Source organism: Pedobacter sp. MR2016-19, from assembly GCF_014947265.1.
Classification (GTDB): domain Bacteria; phylum Bacteroidota; class Bacteroidia; order Sphingobacteriales; family Sphingobacteriaceae; genus Pedobacter.
Genome location: NZ_JADCNK010000017.1, coordinates 1 through 17,076 on the forward strand (window position 1 = coordinate 1; position 17,076 = coordinate 17,076).

General features: G+C 40.6%; 15 protein-coding genes. 11 read left to right on the forward strand and 4 right to left on the reverse strand.

What is annotated here, in order from left to right; genetic code table 11:
- Nucleotides 1–203 precede the first annotated feature (203 nt).
- The 3 genes from IM793_RS18535 to IM793_RS18545 all read left to right on the forward strand — a co-directional run bounded on the left by IM793_RS18535 (nucleotide 204) and on the right by IM793_RS18545 (nucleotide 2,984).
- Nucleotides 204–998 carry an SDR family NAD(P)-dependent oxidoreductase gene (locus IM793_RS18535; protein WP_193423922.1) on the forward strand — a complete coding sequence of 265 codons (795 nt, stop codon included), beginning with the start codon at nucleotides 204–206 and terminating at the stop codon, nucleotides 996–998.
- 341 nt (nucleotides 999–1,339) lie between these two features.
- Nucleotides 1,340–1,852 (forward strand): DinB family protein, encoded by a 513-nt coding sequence (locus tag IM793_RS18540; RefSeq protein ID WP_193423924.1) that lies wholly within the window; start codon nucleotides 1,340–1,342, stop codon nucleotides 1,850–1,852.
- 163 nt (nucleotides 1,853–2,015) lie between these two features.
- Entirely contained in the window at nucleotides 2,016–2,984 is a 969-nt protein-coding gene (locus IM793_RS18545; RefSeq protein ID WP_193423926.1) for a YafY family protein, read from the forward strand.
- 282 nt (nucleotides 2,985–3,266) lie between these two features.
- Here IM793_RS18545 and IM793_RS18550 read toward each other — a convergent pair whose 3' ends face one another.
- The 3 genes from IM793_RS18550 to IM793_RS18560 all read right to left on the reverse strand — a co-directional run bounded on the left by IM793_RS18550 (nucleotide 3,267) and on the right by IM793_RS18560 (nucleotide 5,495).
- Nucleotides 3,267–3,725: a DinB family protein gene (locus tag IM793_RS18550; RefSeq protein WP_227256315.1), complete on the reverse strand. Its 459-nt coding sequence runs from the start codon at nucleotides 3,723–3,725 to the stop codon at nucleotides 3,267–3,269.
- Between the two features lie 149 nt (nucleotides 3,726–3,874).
- On the reverse strand, nucleotides 3,875–4,126 hold the full coding sequence (locus IM793_RS18555; RefSeq protein ID WP_193423930.1) for an FUSC family protein: 252 nt from the start codon (nucleotides 4,124–4,126) through the stop codon (nucleotides 3,875–3,877).
- 253 nt (nucleotides 4,127–4,379) lie between these two features.
- Nucleotides 4,380–5,495: an acyltransferase gene (locus tag IM793_RS18560; protein WP_193423932.1), complete on the reverse strand. Its 1,116-nt coding sequence runs from the start codon at nucleotides 5,493–5,495 to the stop codon at nucleotides 4,380–4,382.
- Between the two features lie 71 nt (nucleotides 5,496–5,566).
- Here IM793_RS18560 and IM793_RS18565 point away from each other — a divergent pair, with 71 nt between their 5' ends.
- The 6 genes from IM793_RS18565 (at nucleotide 5,567) to IM793_RS18585 (ending at nucleotide 14,098) form a co-directional block, all read left to right on the forward strand.
- Complete coding sequence (locus IM793_RS18565; RefSeq protein ID WP_193423934.1) at nucleotides 5,567–5,833, forward strand: hypothetical protein; 267 nt, start codon at nucleotides 5,567–5,569, stop codon at nucleotides 5,831–5,833.
- Entirely contained in the window at nucleotides 5,739–6,005 is a 267-nt protein-coding gene (locus IM793_RS25175) for a hypothetical protein (protein ID WP_370629822.1), read from the forward strand. Before IM793_RS18565 ends, IM793_RS25175 begins: the two co-directional genes overlap by 95 nt.
- A 113-nt stretch (nucleotides 6,006–6,118) precedes the next feature.
- The gene (locus IM793_RS18570) at nucleotides 6,119–10,495 is read left to right on the forward strand and encodes a CusA/CzcA family heavy metal efflux RND transporter (protein WP_193423936.1); all 4,377 of its coding nucleotides are present in this window, start codon (nucleotides 6,119–6,121) and stop codon (nucleotides 10,493–10,495) included.
- Nucleotides 10,496–10,506: 11 nt separating this feature from the next.
- Nucleotides 10,507–11,673 carry an efflux RND transporter periplasmic adaptor subunit gene (locus tag IM793_RS18575; protein WP_193423938.1) on the forward strand — a complete coding sequence of 389 codons (1,167 nt, stop codon included), beginning with the start codon at nucleotides 10,507–10,509 and terminating at the stop codon, nucleotides 11,671–11,673.
- Between the two features lie 245 nt (nucleotides 11,674–11,918).
- Nucleotides 11,919–13,037, forward strand: coding sequence for a Gfo/Idh/MocA family protein (locus IM793_RS18580; RefSeq protein WP_193423940.1), 1,119 nt, complete (start codon nucleotides 11,919–11,921; stop codon nucleotides 13,035–13,037).
- 431 nt (nucleotides 13,038–13,468) lie between these two features.
- A complete protein-coding gene (locus IM793_RS18585; RefSeq protein WP_193423942.1) occupies nucleotides 13,469–14,098 on the forward strand; it encodes an outer membrane beta-barrel protein in 630 nt (209 codons plus the stop codon).
- Between the two features lie 279 nt (nucleotides 14,099–14,377).
- On the opposite strand, the gene IM793_RS18590 is transcribed toward IM793_RS18585, so the two are convergent.
- On the reverse strand, nucleotides 14,378–14,746 hold the full coding sequence (locus tag IM793_RS18590; protein ID WP_193423944.1) for a hypothetical protein: 369 nt from the start codon (nucleotides 14,744–14,746) through the stop codon (nucleotides 14,378–14,380).
- Between the two features lie 471 nt (nucleotides 14,747–15,217).
- Between IM793_RS18590 and IM793_RS18595 the strand changes: the two genes are divergently transcribed.
- Together IM793_RS18595 and IM793_RS18600 are read left to right on the forward strand one after the other, a co-directional pair.
- On the forward strand, nucleotides 15,218–15,799 hold the full coding sequence (locus IM793_RS18595) for an RNA polymerase sigma factor (protein ID WP_193423946.1): 582 nt from the start codon (nucleotides 15,218–15,220) through the stop codon (nucleotides 15,797–15,799).
- 103 nt (nucleotides 15,800–15,902) lie between these two features.
- On the forward strand, nucleotides 15,903–17,021 hold the full coding sequence (locus IM793_RS18600; protein WP_193423948.1) for a FecR family protein: 1,119 nt from the start codon (nucleotides 15,903–15,905) through the stop codon (nucleotides 17,019–17,021).
- The last annotated feature ends 55 nt before the right edge of the window (nucleotides 17,022–17,076 follow it).

The following is a 17,076-nucleotide window of genomic DNA, read 5'->3' on the forward strand; positions in this document are numbered from 1 at the left end:
GTACGTTCATTTAAGTGTGGTTAGAGGCTACTTTTGCATTTCTTACTTTAGCCTGTCCTTGTTCAAAAGCAATACCCGATTTTTGTAGCCTTGTCATTCATTTTAACATATTTATATGACACTTTTTAGCCAGAAAATTGTTCAATTTATATCACCACATAGCAATAGAAATTTTATCGTAAACATTATTTAAAAATCAAAGAATGGATTTACAGTTAAAGCATAAAACAGCTTTTATAAGTGGCTCTACCGCTGGTATCGGATTCGCCATTGCTGAAAGTTTATTAAAAGAAGGTGTAAAAGTGATTATCAATGGCCGGTCGCAAAGCAGTGTGGATGATGCCGTGAAGTCGTTGCAAGGTATTGCCGGGAAAGATTTTATTTCAGGCATAGCTGCTGACTTTTCGAAAGCTGATGAAGTAAATAACCTGATTGATAAACTTCCAGAGATCGATATACTGATCAATAATGCGGGGATTTTTGAACCTAAAGCCTTTGAAGATATCAGTGATGATGATTGGTTTAGGTTTTTCGAAGTCAATGTAATGAGCGGAATCAGGTTATCTCGGCAGCTATTCCCTAAAATGTTAAAGAAAAATTGGGGCAGGATTATTTTTATCTCCAGTGAATCGGCAGTGTTTATTCCGGATGAAATGATCCACTATGGTATGACTAAAACTGCACAGCTGGCGGTTAGCCGTGGTTTGGCTGAACTAACCAAAGGTACTGAAGTAACCGTCAATTCAATTTTGCCTGGTCCTACCAAATCAAAAGGAGTTGGTGGTTTTATTGAAGATTTGGCTAAAACTGGAAACATTACCGTTGCTGAGGTAGAAGCCGATTTCTTTAAGAACATGAGGCCTACTTCATTACTGCAACGCTTTCTTGATGTAAGTGAAATCGCAAACGCAGTTACTTTTTATGTAAGTCCATTAGCCTCGGGAACCAATGGGGCAGCCATTAGGGTAGAGGGCGGTTTGGTGAGATCGATATTGTAGTTGGTTACTTTCAGGCTATGCTTACAGATAAGAATGGCTTCAGTTAATTAAATGGCTGCATTTGATAACTAATTTAGAGCCTGTTTAAATTTTTATGACAAAAATAAATGGCCTTTTGCTGTCACAAGAGCTTAGTCGATTGTTTTATTAATGCGTTGAAATGGTCTTGACTACGTTCAGACTGACATATGAAATAAATTTTATTTAATTTTAAACAGGCTTTTATATTACCTTATTATTTACCCAGTAATATACAAGAAGCTTTATCAAACTGAATAAAGAATAGCTTCACTAAAGGCTATGGTTTCTTAAATCGGATTTAAAGTTTAAAAAAAATATTAATGTCGCAGAAATTAGAAGTTTGGCAACGAGGGCCGCTGCCCGAAATTATTCCGATGTTACAGCCTGTAGCACATGCCTTATTGCAGGCAAGAGAAGGGATTAATGATTATATGCTCGATTTCCCAGTCGAACTGCTTTGGCAACGCCCCGCAGGAATGGCATCTACGGGTTTTCATCTTCAACATTTAAGTGGGGTGCTTGATCGGGTATTTACTTATACCAGGGCCGAGGGCCTTTCTGAATTTCAATTTGCCCAGTTGGCCGAAGAGGGTAAAGATTCAGCAAAGGGATATACCGTAGAAGATCTTGTTAACCGTTTCAATAAGCAGGTAGATCAGGCCTTAGTGCAAATCAAGAGTACAAACGAATCAACATTGTCTGATTATAGGGGTGTAGGGCGCGCAGGACTCCCTTCAACGGTTATTGGCCTGTTGTTCCATGCAGCAGAGCATACCATGCGCCATGTAGGGCAATTGATGGTTACCGTAGCCGTAGTTAAGAATAATAAATAAATTTAATTATTTGATAACCAGTTGTATAGATTCTAATTTCATAAAAGATAATTCACTACTGCCATAAGGTTGTCACCAGGCTTGTTAAATTTGCTGAATGATTAAAATAATTTATTGATCACCTTAAATTAGCTACTACAATCAATCCCCCACATTTTTAAAGATGGATATTACCAAAAGATTTGACCGGATACTACAGATATTTTTTTTATTGCAGTCTAAATCGATAGTCACTACTGAAGAATTACAAAAGCGTTTCGAAATCAGTTTAAGAACAATCTACAGGGATTTGAAAGCTCTGGAGATGGCAGGTATTCCAATTGTAAATGAATCAGGATCTGGTTATTCGATTATGGAAGGTTTTAGGCTGCAGCCATCCAGGTTTAGTCAGGAAGAAATTCTTAGTTTAATGGTTGCCGAAAAAGTGATGCAGAAACATGAAACTGAATTTATTAAGAAACACTTTGAGGCGGCACTTATCAAAATAAAAAGTTCTTTTCAGGTGCATCAAAAAAGAGATTTCCTGCATTTAGAAGATACGATACATCTTAAAAACAACTTTACATCCAATGATTACCTGCCCAACATTATCGATGTTTTACTCAATAGCACTATAAAGAAGAAAATAACCCATATCGATTACCTTAAAAGTGGCGATATTCATACGGTTGGCAGATCAGTAGAACCCATAGGCGTATTCTACGAACACAGTCTTTGGTATCTTTTAGCTTATTGCCATCTAAGAAAAGATTACCGCAATTTTAGATTGGACAGAATTAAAAAAGTGCTGGTGCTTGACGAAAAGTTTACTATTGCACACCCACCTATTAACGAATTCAGGAATAAAAGTTTAGCTGAAAATGTGTTTAAAGTCGAAATTAAGGTAGACAGGAAGTATGCCCATTTTCTATATTGGGAGCGGCAGATTTTCGGATTTACAGGCGAAGAAATTTCAGATGATTTTGTGGTGATGTATTTCGACTGTTCCCTTGCTGTGGTTTCTTTTGTCCGCTGGTTTGTTAAATTTGTTGATGTGGCCGAAATTATAGAACCAGCCCATTTAAATAATGAACTGGTTGAAATAATGGAATCTGGTTTAAAGAGGATAAAAAGTAAGGATGTTATATCGTAATTCTACAATTATGATGCTAAGGGGTAGTTTATTTTATAAAAATTCCCTCAGATTATCGTCATTGCGAGAAGGCTTTTTCAGCCGGCGAAGCAATCTTTATGGCAAGGTTCACTATCATGAAAGATTGCTTCGTCGTTCCTCCTCGCAATGACGATTTTTCTATTGGAGTCCATCAATAGCGGCAGCTGAAGTAACCGTTTAAATTTCTCGCAATACGTTTCGACAAGCTCAACGTGACAAGTATCAAAGTAAATTACAATTTATCTTACCGCTTGTTATTAGTTAATATCGATCCCAGAAAAACGGAGGCTCAATACCTAAGGCCCTTAAATATACAAAGCCCTGGCCGCGGTGGTGTATTTCGTTATCAATGAAATACAAGAGGTGGCTCATAATCGTAAACTCGTACTGCCCAAACAATTTAATTGTTTCGTGAAGCTGATTTTCAGAGATTTGGTTAAAGTAATCTACAATCTTTGGGGTATCCTCGTCCCATTTATTCAGGATCTCTTCCTTGGTATTGAGTGGGAGATCATGACTAAAAGGCGCTGTTTCTCTGGTCACCATTTCTTTTAAACCAGGAACATCAATCGATAATAACTCTTTAATTAATGCTGAAAACGGTCTCATTCCACCGATCGAAAATTCGAATAATTCCTTTTCAGGAAATTTTTCGATGGTTTTTCGGGTTAGTTTTCTATGGCCTAACCAATGTTGTAGTAATTCGCTTTTAGTAATCATAGTTGCTGACATTTTGTTCTATTATTTAATAGAACAAAGCTAAAACTGGCCTATGACAACTGTTTGTCAGTCGAAAAATGATATGTTACATTTTTTAAAAATTTCTATTCAGCGGGTTACCGATAGTTGTGGTTACTCAATGCTGTCCTTTATTTCAAACCTCTTTCTTTTAAAAGATTTTCTACCTCCTGACTGTTATATTTAGAGTTATTGGCAAGCTTATAGATGAAAAATAAAGGGATAAGCGTCAAAAATCCTAAACTATTTTTCATCACGCTGTAAAATATAACGCCAGCCAGAAAGCCTATTAATATTGCGTTGGTTATAACTGCTAATTTCCTTTTTTTTGCTTCTAGCAAGAGTTCTCGATCGGTTAATTCAGATAGTGTTTTTTGCTCCATTTTTGGTTTATTTAGATCATTTTTTAAAGGGTATTCATTCCCTTAGCGAATACTCAAATATAATTAATACCTGCTATTGGTAAAACAGAGATTGCGTTTAAAATCCTGCGTTATCAATTTGGTTAGCAAAATGCCTAAGCTATTATTAAAAAAGGCCACACAGCAGGCCATTGGATTGCGGGATGTACACAGATATAAAATCCGTGTTTATCTGTGTGCATCTGTGGTTAAAATGCTAACAAATGATATTCTGCTATGCAAACTTTTTCCGCAACCATTTGCGCACCGGTTCATCATACCATTTTAATGCAGCATAGGCTAGAACAATGCTGCCAGCTAAAATAAGTAAGGCATACGGCCAGGCCTGCACAATTGTTGTGCCTTTATGGTTACTGATCCAGGCCACGTAAAAATAAACCAATGGGTAATGTACCAGGTAAAGCGGGTAGGATATATCGCCTAAAAATTTGCATATCCTCTGCTCTCTTTGTGTATGCAGCACGCCACTGGCACCAATGTACACGATAAGTGGGAACACAATGATAATGCATACAGATTCATAAATGCCATTCATCCAAAGATGTTCAGCACCACCAATGCGCGGCATGTAAAGTACCAGGGCCACTAAAAGAGTACACCATAAAAAGGCATTTCTAATTCGGGTGGGTCTTGCGATACGTGAAAGTAATAAACCTGCAAAGAAAGGGTATAGGGTACGGGTAAAGCCGATACGTACCTGCTCAACGTTCAGCGTCCAGCCACCACTTACATCGCCGTTTGTAATGGCCAGCTGTGCCAATGCAATAGCGGCGATAACCACTAAAATACCTAATGCCATTTTAGAAAATTTCCTGATCCATACTGCATATAAAATGTTGGCAATGTATTCAAAAAACAGCGACCAGCCCACACTATTCATGGGGTGCATTTCCTGCCAGCCACGTATATCAAGCGATAATGGTATCGGCAGAATGGTGTAGCTAATAAGCAGTACCAGCAGCATTTTCCAGAGCGGAATGGTGTGAATGAGCGGCCATATGGTAGAATCTGTAAAATAGAACCCCACAGCGCCAAGGGTCATCCCCAAAATTACCATCGGTTGCAGACGTAAGATGCGGCGTTTGAAAAAACTGCCCACACTCATTTTATTCCACCGGTCGTCATAAGCGTAGCCCATTACAAAACCCGATAGTAAAAAGAAAAAATCTACAGCCAGATAACCATGGTTAACCAGAATATCGAGGTGCCCGGTGCCTAAAGGCTCGGTTAAGTGAAAGGTGACAACGATTACAGCTGCAACACCGCGAAGGCCATCTAATATAGGGTAATGTGGCTTGGTGGCCAATTCATTATTTAGGTTAGTACTCATGTAAGGGCTTATAAAAAATAGCAAGCCGTAAAAATAACTAACATTCTTTACCCCGTAACTTTGCATCTACAATGATACGTAAGGTATTAAGCCTCGTAGAGCTAGCCGTTTTTTTAACCATCAAAACAGAGCAGGAATTTAATAAAAACGGGCTTTATGAATTAAAAACATTAATCATTACATTTGCCTGTGGTGAAAAACTTTGTATTCCTTTTTTCTCTTTATCTGATCCTTCTGGGCCTAATGCCCTGCCAGGACAAGGAAGATATGGTTTCCAAGTCTCACACCGAAAGCATTGTGCACAGCGATCAATCAAAAGCTGGGCATATGCATGGTGAATCCTGTCCTCCATTCTGTAGCTGTGCCTGCTGCTCGGTCGGTCAGCACTTCCCATCCGAAAAGTTAACAAATCTTATTGTTCCGATATTACGGAAACCATACCCGGTTTTCCAGTGTTCGGCATTGAAAAAACAACCACTCGATATTTGGCAACCGCCTAAACTCGTTTAATCAATCTTTCGTCTCATGGCGATGTTCATGAAAAAGCATGCTTTTTACATGCACAATTTTGCACCATGATTGCAATGATGCCTGCTATTTATTGATTTTTGATTTAAACGACAATGCTGAACAGAATAATACAGTTCTCCATCAGGCAGAAACTGCTGGTGGGAATTATGATGCTGGCGCTGATTGCCTGGGGTATATACTCCCTTAGGCAGCTGCCCATAGATGCCCTTCCAGATATTACCAATAACCAGGTCCAGATTATTACTTCCTCGCCAAGCAACGGTGCAGAAGATATTGAGCGCTTTGTAACCTACCCGGTAGAGCAGACCATGGCCACTATTCCCGGAATAGAAGAAATCCGTTCTTTTAGCAGGTTCGGCCTTTCAGTTGTGACAGTGGTTTTTAAGGAAAATGTAGAGATTTACTGGGCCCGCCAACAGGTAAGTGAAAGGCTTGCCGAGGTAGAAAGGGCCATTCCGAAGGGGATCGGCACACCTGAGATTGCGCCATTAACTACCGGACTGGGAGAAATTTACCAATATGTAATCCACCCTAAAAAAGGATATGAAAAAAAATATGATGCCACCGAGCTCCGCACCATTCAAGACTGGATTGTTCGCCGCCAGCTCCTGGGCGTAGAGGGCATAGCAGATGTGAGCAGCTTTGGAGGGTACCTTAAACAGTATGAGATTGCCCTTAATCCCGACAAGCTCAGAAGCATGGATATATCCATAAGCGATATTTTTAAGGCACTAGAAAAAAACAATCAGAACACTGGCGGATCTTACATCGATAAGAAGCCAAATGCTTATTTTATCAGGAGCGAGGGATTGATTAACAGTATTGAGGACATTGAGAACATCGTTGTACGGACCAACGAGAATAGCATTCCCGTGCTGATCCGAAATGTAGCTGAAGTAAGGATCGGTGCGGCTACCAGGTATGGTGCCATGACCAGAAACGATGAGGGCGAGGTAGTGGGGGCGGTAGTGATGATGCTAAAGGGTGCCAACTCTTCGAAGGTTATCGCAAATGTAAAAACCCGGATGGATCAAATCGCAAAGAATCTTCCGGAGGGCGTGGTTATCGAGCCATTCCTCGACCGCACAAAACTGGTAGACAGTGCCATTGGCACGGTGACCAAAAACCTGGCAGAAGGTGCATTGATTGTAATTTTTGTATTGGTACTGCTTTTGGGAAATTTCCGTGCCGGATTAATTGTGGCTTCTGTTATTCCACTTGCCATGCTTTTCGCCATATGCCTGATGAATCTTTTTGGCGTCAGCGGAAACCTGATGAGCCTTGGCGCTATAGATTTTGGACTAATTGTAGATGGAGCGGTAATCATCGTGGAGGCATCTCTCCACCATCTGGGTATCCGAAAAAACAAAAACAGGTTAAGCCAGCAGGAGATGGATGCAGAGATTTTTGAATCTGCTTCCAAAATCCGTAACAGCGCAGCTTTCGGCGAGATCATTATCCTCATCGTTTACCTGCCAATTCTGGCACTGGTTGGTATAGAAGGCAAGATGTTCAGGCCAATGGCCCAAACGGTGGCTTTTGCTATCCTTGGCGCTTTTATCTTATCATTAACTTATGTGCCGATGATGAGTGCGCTGTTTCTAAATAAAACCATCAGCACCAAAAGAAATATCTCAGACAGGATCATGTCCTTTTTTCAAAGGGTATATACACCAATGCTCAATTTTGCACTTCGGGCAAGGTTGGCCGTTGTGGGCATTGCAATAGGGTTATTTGCCATTTGCCTTATTATTTTCAATTACCTGGGCGCCGAATTTATTCCCACGCTGGAAGAGGGCGACTTTGCCGTAGAAACCCGGGTGCTTACCGGGAGCAGTCTTTCACAAACCATTGAGGCGGCTACACGGGCTGCAAAGGTATTAAAAGCAAATTTTCCTGAAGTAAAAGAGGTCATTGGGAAGATTGGCTCTAGTGAAATTCCTACCGACCCCATGCCGGTTGAAGCCTGTGACCTGATCATTATCTTAAAAGATAAAAGCGACTGGACAAATGCTTCGACGAGGGATGAGCTTGCGGGAAAGATGCAGGCCAAATTGGAACAGTATATTCCTGGGGTTACTTTCGGGTTCCAGCAGCCCATTCAGATGCGCTTTAATGAACTCATGACCGGTGCCAGGCAGGATGTTGTCATCAAGGTTTACGGAGAGGATTTTTCAAAACTAAGTGCCTATGCAGCAAAGATCGGTGCTATAGCCAGAAAAATCGAAGGTGCCCAGGATGTTTACGTGGAACAGGCTTCAGGACTTCCACAGGTTATCATCAAATTTCATAGAGAAAAGATTGCGCAGTTCGGACTGAACATCGAAGATGTGAATACGGCTATCCGCTCAGGTTTTGCCGGGGAGGTGGCTGGCCTTGTATTCGAAGGGGAAAAACGGTTCGATATGGTTGTCCGCCTGGAAAAAGAAAACAGGCAGTCTCTTGAAGATGTAAAGAACCTGTTTGTAACTGCACCCAATGGCAACCAGATTCCGCTGGAACAACTGGCCGATATCCAGTACAGGGAAGGGCCAAACCAGATCCAGCGCGATGATGCAAAGCGGCGGATCACTGTTGGCTTTAATGTGAGGGGAAGGGATGTGGAAAGTATTGTAAAAGAAATCCAGCAGAAGATCGATACTGAGGTTAAGTTTTCACCAGGATATTATCCAACTTTTGGCGGCACTTTTGAGAACCTGCAGGCTGCCACTAAAAGATTGGGTATTGCGGTACCACTGGCTTTATTGCTCATTTTACTGTTGCTTTATCTTACTTTTTCATCAATTAAACATGCGCTTTTAATTTTTACCGCGATTCCATTGTCAGCCATAGGTGGCGTATTTGCCCTATGGGCACGGGGCATGCCATTTAGTATCTCAGCAGGCATCGGCTTTATTGCACTTTTTGGTGTGGCAGTACTTAACGGAATCGTGCTGATCAGTGAATTTAACAGGTTAAAAAAAGAAGGAATGAACGATATTCTCGAAATTATCAGAACAGGAACTTCGGTTAGGCTTCGTCCGGTTATTATGACAGCCCTTGTAGCCTCTCTGGGCTTTCTTCCAATGGCTATCTCAAGCGGAAGCGGAGCTGAAGTGCAGCGGCCATTGGCAACGGTTGTTATCGGTGGACTAATCTCAGCAACATTATTAACCCTTTTGGTGCTTCCGGTGCTTTATATCTGGGTAGAAAAAATGGGCAGAAAAAAAGTAAAAATAGCTCCGGTAGCGGGAATAATTGTAGTGTTTGTTACGCTGTTTGGATTTCAACCTGTTAAGGCCCAGACTCCATTAACCCTTGAACAGGCGGTATCTTCGGCGCTGGAAAACAACAGGGCGATTAGCGGGGCTAACCTTGGTGTAGGGTTGCAACAGGCACTCAGGAAAAGCGCCTTCGAAATGCCCAAAACTGAAGTGTCTATGCTTTACGGGCAATACAATAGTCTGGCTAAAAACGATAACAACTTTACCGTTTCGCAAAACATTCCATTCCCAACACTTTTCACTGCAAATGCGGCATTAGGTAATGAACGCATCAAAGCAGGCCAGCTTCAGGTCGCTTCAAGTAAAAACGAACTTATTTTTCAGGTTAAAACAGTTTACACCAATCTCCAGTACCTATATTCGAAGGAGAAACTGTTGCTGGAGCAAGACAGCATCTATAAGGGGTTTGTAAAATCGGCTTCACTAAAGTACAAAACAGGCGAGGGCAACCTGCTTGAAAAGGTGGCCGCCGAGACACAGCTCAAGGATGTGCAAAACCTGCTCGATCAGGACCGGTCTGATATCGAAATTTACAAAGCGCAGCTAGCTACGCTTTTAGGCAGGGGGGAGCTACCCTTAATCGCCGACAAGTTTTTAAAAGAAACACCCGAGATTTCGATCGGAGATACGGCCCTTTTAAATGAAAATCCAGCCATTGCCTATTTCAGGCAGCAGATCGTGATTGCTGAAAAACAGCGAAAGGTAGAACTTGCCAAAGCATTACCCGATTTTACCCTGGGTTATTTCAACCAGTCGCTAACTGGTTTTCAGAACGTTAATGGAAATGACGTTTTCTTTGGTCGTGACAAACGTTTCCAGGGCTTTCAGGTGGGGCTTTCCGTTCCGTTATTTTACAGGGCTTATTCAGCAAAGGCAAAGGCCGCATCGATTAACCGTGATATTGCCTCGAACGATCTGGAGCTCCAGCAGCGAAAACTAACAGGCCAGTACCAGCAGGCCCTGGGCGAATACCTGAAAAACAGGAAACGTTACGACTATTTTATTACTTCGGCCCTAAGCAATGCGGCACTGATCTTAAAAAATAGCCGCATCGCCTACCAGAATGGAGAAATAGGTTATTCGGAATACCTGTTGAACCTTAAACAGGCGAACGGTATTTACGAAGGGCGCCTGATAGCCCTGCTCCAGTTAAGCCAGAGCATCAACCAGATAGAATTTTTAACCGGTAATAACCAATCATTTTAAGCATAAATCTAATGAAATCCATATATAAATATCTTATCCTGCTATCCTTCCCGTTTTATCTGGCTGGCTGTGGCCGTCCAGGTGCCGAAAAGGAACCTGAAAAAGAAACCGTTCACGAAAAAAGCGATATCGTAAACCTTACACCAGAGCAGCACAAGCTATCAGAAATTACCCTGGGTGATATTGAGCTGAAGGAATTAAGTGGAACAACAAAAGTAAACGGAATGCTTGACCTCCCACCACAGAGCCTGGTATCTATTTCCACACCGCTGGAAGGGATTGTAAAAAGCACCAATATGTTGCAGGGAAAACGCGTAGCCAAAGGGGAACTTGTAGCCGTAATGCAGAATCCGGAATTCATTCAGATGCAACAAGACTACCTGGATTATAAAAGCCAGCTGCAGTTCTTAAAGCAGGAGCTCGATCGCCAGGAAGAATTGGCAAAGGAAAATGTAAATTCCAAAAAAGCATTGCAGAAAGCAAGAAGCGAATACCAGAGTGTAAGTGCAAGATTGCTGGGGCAACGTTCAAAACTTTCCATTATGAATATCAGTTTTCCGGCACTGGAAAAAGGAAAGATCCAGACAACTTTTAACCTCTATACACCAATGGCGGGTTATGTTACACAGGTTAACACCAACATTGGCGCCTTTGCCAGTACAACCGATGTATTGTTCAAGATCGCAGATACCGAGCACCTGCATGCAGAGCTTACGGTATTTGAAAAAGATGTACCCAAGCTTAAATTGGGACAGAAGGTGCGCTTTGTGCTGGCCAACGAGGAAAAGGAACGTATGGCTACGGTTTACCTCATCGGCAGGGAAATCAGTAAAGAGCGTACCGTGCAAATTCACTGCCACCTTGACAAAGAGGATACACAGTTGCTTCCGGGCATGTACCTTAAGGCCTATGTAGAAAGTGGCATGAACAAGGTTGAAGCACTCCCTGATGCCGCAATTGTTGAATTTGAAGGCAAAAAATTTGTGTTTATAGATCAGCCTGCTGCTAATAACAGTAATACTTACCGCTACAGAATGACGGAAGTAAAAACAGGAGTTGCCGAGAATGGATATACCCAGGTTTCTTTTGCCGGACAAATTAATAATGCAAAGGTGGTGATTAAGGGCGCTTATGACTTGTTGAGCAAGGTAAAGAATGCAGAAGAGGAAGGACATTAAATGTTTAAGCTGGGTTCAGTGTTCCTTTTGACAGCAATAGCTGAATCTATTGGCTATTTGCGATGGTACCCGTTAGTTAACGATCAATTTTTAGTTCAGACCTGGCCGCAAATCATATTATGAAAACTAAATGTAGGTGGCGGGTGTTTGATATCATAAAGTAAATCAGTTAATTAAGTGGTAAAAACGGGTGATCGCAATATTACTCATATTTTTGCCAATTAGGTACGTAGCCAAGGATAAATATGAATACCAGAAGAGATTTCCTACAAAAAATGGGTGCATCAGCATTGATGCTGCAATTGGGGTCGATATCAGCATTTGCGAACGCTCCTGACCCAATCGAAAAGCCTTACGATGGTAGGGTGCTCAGAGTAGCCATCATGGGTTTGGGTGGATACGGCACCCGTGTAGCAGAAGCGATGAAGGCTTGTACCAGGGCGAAGTTGGTAGGTGTAATTAGTGGTACGCCTTCAAAAATTAAAGAATGGCAAACAAAGTACAACATCCCGGAAAAGAATTGTTATAACTACGACAACTTTGATCAGGTTAAAAACAATCCGGATATCGATGCGATTTATGTGATTACGCCCAATGCACTGCACCATAGTCAGGTTATCCGGGTAGCAAAAGCCGGAAAACATGCCATATGCGAGAAACCGATGGCATTGAATGCTAAAGAGGGACAAGAGATGGTTGATGCTTGTAAAAAAGCAAATGTAAAATTACTGGTTGGCTATAGGTTGCATTTTGAGCCTCATACACTGGAGGTGATTCGAATGAGAAATGCAGGCGACTTTGGTAGGATCAGGTTTTTCCAGGGACAATGTGGTTTTAAAGCAGGCGACCCTACACAGTGGCGATTAAACAAAGCGCTTGCAGGTGGGGGATCAATGATGGATATTGGAATCTATGCCATTAACGGAGCCAGGTATATGGTGGGTGAAGAACCGATCTGGGTGACGGCTCAGGAAACCAAGACTGACCCTGTAAAATTTAAAGAAGGGGTAGATGAAACCATACAATTTCAATTGGGTTTCCCAAGCGGTGCAGTAGCCTCCTGCTTGTCTAGTTATAATATCAATCACCTGGATAGATTTTTTATGAGTGGCGACGGGGGATTTGCAGAAATGCAACCTTCTACTGGTTATGGTCCGATTAAGGGTAGGACACATAAAGGTGAACTCACGCAGCCCATCACTACCCATCAAACTGTACAGTTGGATGAAATGGCAAGTATTATTTTTGAAGATAAAAAGCCGGTAGTTCCTGTAAACGGCGAGGAAGGTTTGAAAGATCTTAAAATTATTGATGCCATCTACCAGGCCGTAAAAACAGGAAAACAAGTCAAACTAACGGCTTAAAAGGGAGGATTAGGCACCTTTTGCCTAATAAAATGACAGCGATATAGCCCATTTAGTCTTAGCGCCTCCCCATTTTAGTCTTAGCGTCTTGCTAAGACTAAAGTCAAATTGATTATAGATAGACATTAACATAAAAGCCCATCTTTAGATGAGCATTTAATCAGTAACGATTAATTTTTATTGTTAATTAAAAATCGGTTAATTGAAACTGCGAATCTTTCGCATCAGTCTAAAATTATCTGCAGCCCTGTAAAATTGTCTGAAATAGACAGCATTACGAAGTAATTTAATTCCAAATGCTTCAAAAATACCTAAAAACCGGTATAGATTGCTGTTTGCAAGGGTTTTATCTTTGCCTAACCTTTTGGGAGGCTTTATGAGGCTGTCTAAAAGAAGAATTTCATTCTTTAATCAAGTTTAATTTTATCTACATGAAAAAACAATTATTTGTGATGGCTGTCTTTATGGCTACCGGCGTTGTTGCAATGGCCCAGTCGGCATCAAAAGGCAAAGTATTGCCTAAAACTAAAGTTGAACGGGAAAGCAAGGCTTCTGCAAAAAATACATCTTCAATTAGAGCCTACGGAAAAGGCGATCAATTGCTGAATGTTGGTATCGGTATTGGCAGTCCGTTTTTTGGTTCAGGTTACGCTGCATCTCTGCCGGTAAATCCCAGTGTTTCTTTCGAAAAAGGCATTACCAACGAAATTAGCGTGGGTGGACAATTGGCTTATGCCAGTTCGAAATATGATTTAAACACGGCAGGCTCAAACTATAGCTTCAAACAGAACGCGTTTTACATTGGTGCCAGAGGTTCCTACCATTTTAACGAATTGCTTGAGCTCGCACCTAAATTTGATGTGTATGGCGGGGCGAGTCTGGGCTACGTCATTGCCAGTGTAAGTGACAGCGAGGGTTTTAATGGTGCTACAGGCAGTGGCATTGGCTTTGGTTTGTTTGCGGGCGGTAAGTATTACCTTTCTAACCATACAGCTCTTTTTACAGAACTCGGTTACCAGAGCCTGGGATTGCTTAACGTGGGTGTAGCTTTTAAACTTTAACGATTAAGAACATTTATACAAATTATTGGCGCCATAACTATAGTCAAACTAGTTTTACATCAATATAAGCCACAAAAGCCCATCTTTCGATGGGCTTTTGTGGCTATGAAAAGAAAGCCAGGTGAGCAACTTTTCTTCATATTTTGATAGATCATTTTGAACGAATGCGCTAGATGGGTATCACAGGGATGCCAAGGTCTTTCTTGAAAAGTACACAGAAGGCATTATCCGCTTGTCCATATAGCTTTTCATAGCCAACAAGATCACCAATATAATTGTTTAATTCCTTGTTTTAGAAAGATCTTCTATTACCCAGGGAAAGTTGTTACAGTTCGGATTCGGAGTGTGTAGAAATAAGGCATCATGATAGCTGTCAAAATCCATCAACGTTGCCCATATCTGATAATCAGTTTGTAAAGACTTTGCTTTTTCTTCGAGTAGATCAAAATGTCTAGATAGTTTGTCGAGATGAGGTTTGCGTTTTTTAAAACTATCATTACCATAGCCACGCCAGTCGAAATGTGTGTGCCATAAGTCAAACCAGGCCTGTTCGGGGTCATCAAAATTCAATCCTGACCAGTTGCTGTTTTTTACTTTAAGGTTTTTATAATAACGTCTAAGTCCCCTTTGTTTTTTTAGTCTGCTCATATTGGTGCATTTCAGCCTTATCTGTTGAATAATTTTTCCAGTACATACACATCGTCTTTGTCAATAAGTCAAGTATTTCATTCTGCACATAAATGATTTCTATTGTGGGATTGTTTTGCTTAATGAAATGGTCAAGTGTTGTAAAACTGTTTTTTAGTGTTCAAATTTATGATTAAAGTGCAATTGAAATACTGCAATCATTCCAATAGCAGTAACCATTGTCATTTGCTGTTTTATTCGGTACGAATTCTCCAACAATTTTCTGGTCATAATCATAGTTTGGCTCATTTGGGAAATTTCCATTTAAGTCCTGGGAACAAGCTCATAAAAGCAAACAAGGTTTTCAAAGGCGGTGCTGTGGTTGGAAATTAACCATGGGATATATGTGTTTAATAATAGAACCAGCTTAATATACTAACTTTAACTTAATGTAAAATTATTATTATATTCGTTAGCGTTTTTTGCGGCATTATGGACGAGTTGAGTAAACTTCAGGATCAAGAGCTACTAGCCCTATTCAGGGAAGGTGAATACGCGGCTTACCAGGTAATATATAAAAGATACTGGGCTATACTTTTCAGGCATGCGCGCAGAATGCTTCAGAATGACGAAGAGGCTAAGGATGCTGTTCAGGATATCTTTACGATGTTATGGCTAAAAGGTCCAACACTATTTGTGAATAGCACTTTATCTGCATTTCTATATTCATCACTACGGCATAAAATATTTGATATTATTGACCGTAATAAGGTAAAAGGAGATTATTTTAATTCCTTAGAATCTTTTATTGACAAAGGAGAATTAACTACAGATAATATTATCCGGGAAAAAGAATTAGCTGCGTTAATAGAAAAGGAGATCTCATTTTTACCGGAAAAAATGAGAGAAGTCTTTGAATTAAGCAGAAAGTCTCATTTATCCTATAAGGAAATTGCTGAAAAAATGAATATCACCGATAATACAGTAAAAAAGCAGATAAACAATGCGCTAAAACTGTTGCGTTTTAAATTAGGTGTAATTATTTTAGTCTCCATATTTTTGTTTTTAAAATAAAATGCGTGATTTTCTAAGATTAATTTATTTTTTTCAATTCCTATTACACAAGTACGCTACTTAACCGTCTTAACCATATAGAGCCTTTAAAACAAGGATTTTTATGGAAAAAAACAGGGCACAGCTACTAATTGCAAAATACCTCTCCGGAACCTGCACGCCGGAAGAAAAAATCATTGTGGAAAGCTGGTATGCCAAAGAACTAGCTAAGCGGGAAGATCAGCTTCCAGAACCAGATTATGAGGAGATTGAAAGAGAAATCTGGAACAAGCTCCCTCAACGAAATACAGCTAAAATAACCAGAATGTGGACGCGTATCGCTGTCGCTGCTTCGGTTTTAGTTTGTATTTATACCGGATATTATTTTTTTGAACTAAAACAACAATCGCTACAAACTGCGCAAAATAGCAAGCATGAAATCCTACCTGGAAGCACAAAAGCGGTATTAGTTTTAGCTAACGGCACTAAATTAGACCTGAATGACGCCAAAAGCGGTTTATTGGCTACCCAAGGTTCTTCTGAGGTAGTTAAAACAGGGAGTGGACAAGTTACATACACCGCCACTACAGTCAATAATCCTGGTTCACTTTATAATACAATGATAACACCTGTTGGTGGTGAATATCGTCTTATCTTATCCGACGGAACACAGGTTTGGCTTAATGCCGCTTCATCTATAAAATATCCTACTACATTTAATAAATACGAACGTAAGGTTGAAATTACCGGCGAAGTATACTTTGAGGTTGCCCATGATGCCTCTAAACCATTTCGAGTAATAACGGCTAAACAAACGGTTGAAGTGTTGGGAACGCATTTTAACATCAATGCATATCCTGATGAATTAGCTGTTAAAACAACACTATTAACAGGTAGTATAAGAATATCAAGCGCTAAAAAGTCTGCATTACTGAAGCCGGGAGAACAATCGCAGTTTAACTATAGAGAAGGGATAAGCATCATTGATCACGCAAACACGGAAGAAGCCGTGGCCTGGAAAAACGGCTATTTCAGGTTTAATAACGAAAATATCAGGAGCGTTATGCATAAGTTATCGCGGTGGTACGATGTAGATGTGGTATACGACGGGGCAGTTTCTGATGAAGGTTATTATGGAACAATTTCCAGGTATAAAACTATCGATGAAGTTTTAAAAATGCTGCAGCAAACTAAAGGTGTACAATTTAAAATTGAAGGAAGGAGGATTGTTGTAACCGGATAAAATATACTTTAACTCCATTTAGCAATCCAAGTATAAAAGTCACTCCGGGTGGAGC

Coding starts and splice junctions, on each gene's coding strand:
- IM793_RS18585 (WP_193423942.1), top strand. CDS start 13,469: ATGAAAAAACAATTATTTGTGATGGCTGTCTTTATGGCTACCGGCGTT.
- IM793_RS18545 (WP_193423926.1), top strand. CDS start 2,016: ATGGATATTACCAAAAGATTTGACCGGATACTACAGATATTTTTTTTA.
- IM793_RS18600 (WP_193423948.1), top strand. CDS start 15,903: ATGGAAAAAAACAGGGCACAGCTACTAATTGCAAAATACCTCTCCGGA.
- IM793_RS18560 (WP_193423932.1), bottom strand. CDS start 5,495: ATGAGTACTAACCTAAATAATGAATTGGCCACCAAGCCACATTACCCT.
- IM793_RS25175 (WP_370629822.1), top strand. CDS start 5,739: ATGCCCTGCCAGGACAAGGAAGATATGGTTTCCAAGTCTCACACCGAA.
- IM793_RS18575 (WP_193423938.1), top strand. CDS start 10,507: ATGAAATCCATATATAAATATCTTATCCTGCTATCCTTCCCGTTTTAT.
- IM793_RS18595 (WP_193423946.1), top strand. CDS start 15,218: ATGGACGAGTTGAGTAAACTTCAGGATCAAGAGCTACTAGCCCTATTC.
- IM793_RS18535 (WP_193423922.1), top strand. CDS start 204: ATGGATTTACAGTTAAAGCATAAAACAGCTTTTATAAGTGGCTCTACC.
- IM793_RS18570 (WP_193423936.1), top strand. CDS start 6,119: ATGCTGAACAGAATAATACAGTTCTCCATCAGGCAGAAACTGCTGGTG.
- IM793_RS18555 (WP_193423930.1), bottom strand. CDS start 4,126: ATGGAGCAAAAAACACTATCTGAATTAACCGATCGAGAACTCTTGCTA.
- IM793_RS18590 (WP_193423944.1), bottom strand. CDS start 14,746: ATGAGCAGACTAAAAAAACAAAGGGGACTTAGACGTTATTATAAAAAC.
- IM793_RS18540 (WP_193423924.1), top strand. CDS start 1,340: ATGTCGCAGAAATTAGAAGTTTGGCAACGAGGGCCGCTGCCCGAAATT.
- IM793_RS18550 (WP_227256315.1), bottom strand. CDS start 3,725: ATGATTACTAAAAGCGAATTACTACAACATTGGTTAGGCCATAGAAAA.
- IM793_RS18580 (WP_193423940.1), top strand. CDS start 11,919: ATGAATACCAGAAGAGATTTCCTACAAAAAATGGGTGCATCAGCATTG.
- IM793_RS18565 (WP_193423934.1), top strand. CDS start 5,567: ATGATACGTAAGGTATTAAGCCTCGTAGAGCTAGCCGTTTTTTTAACC.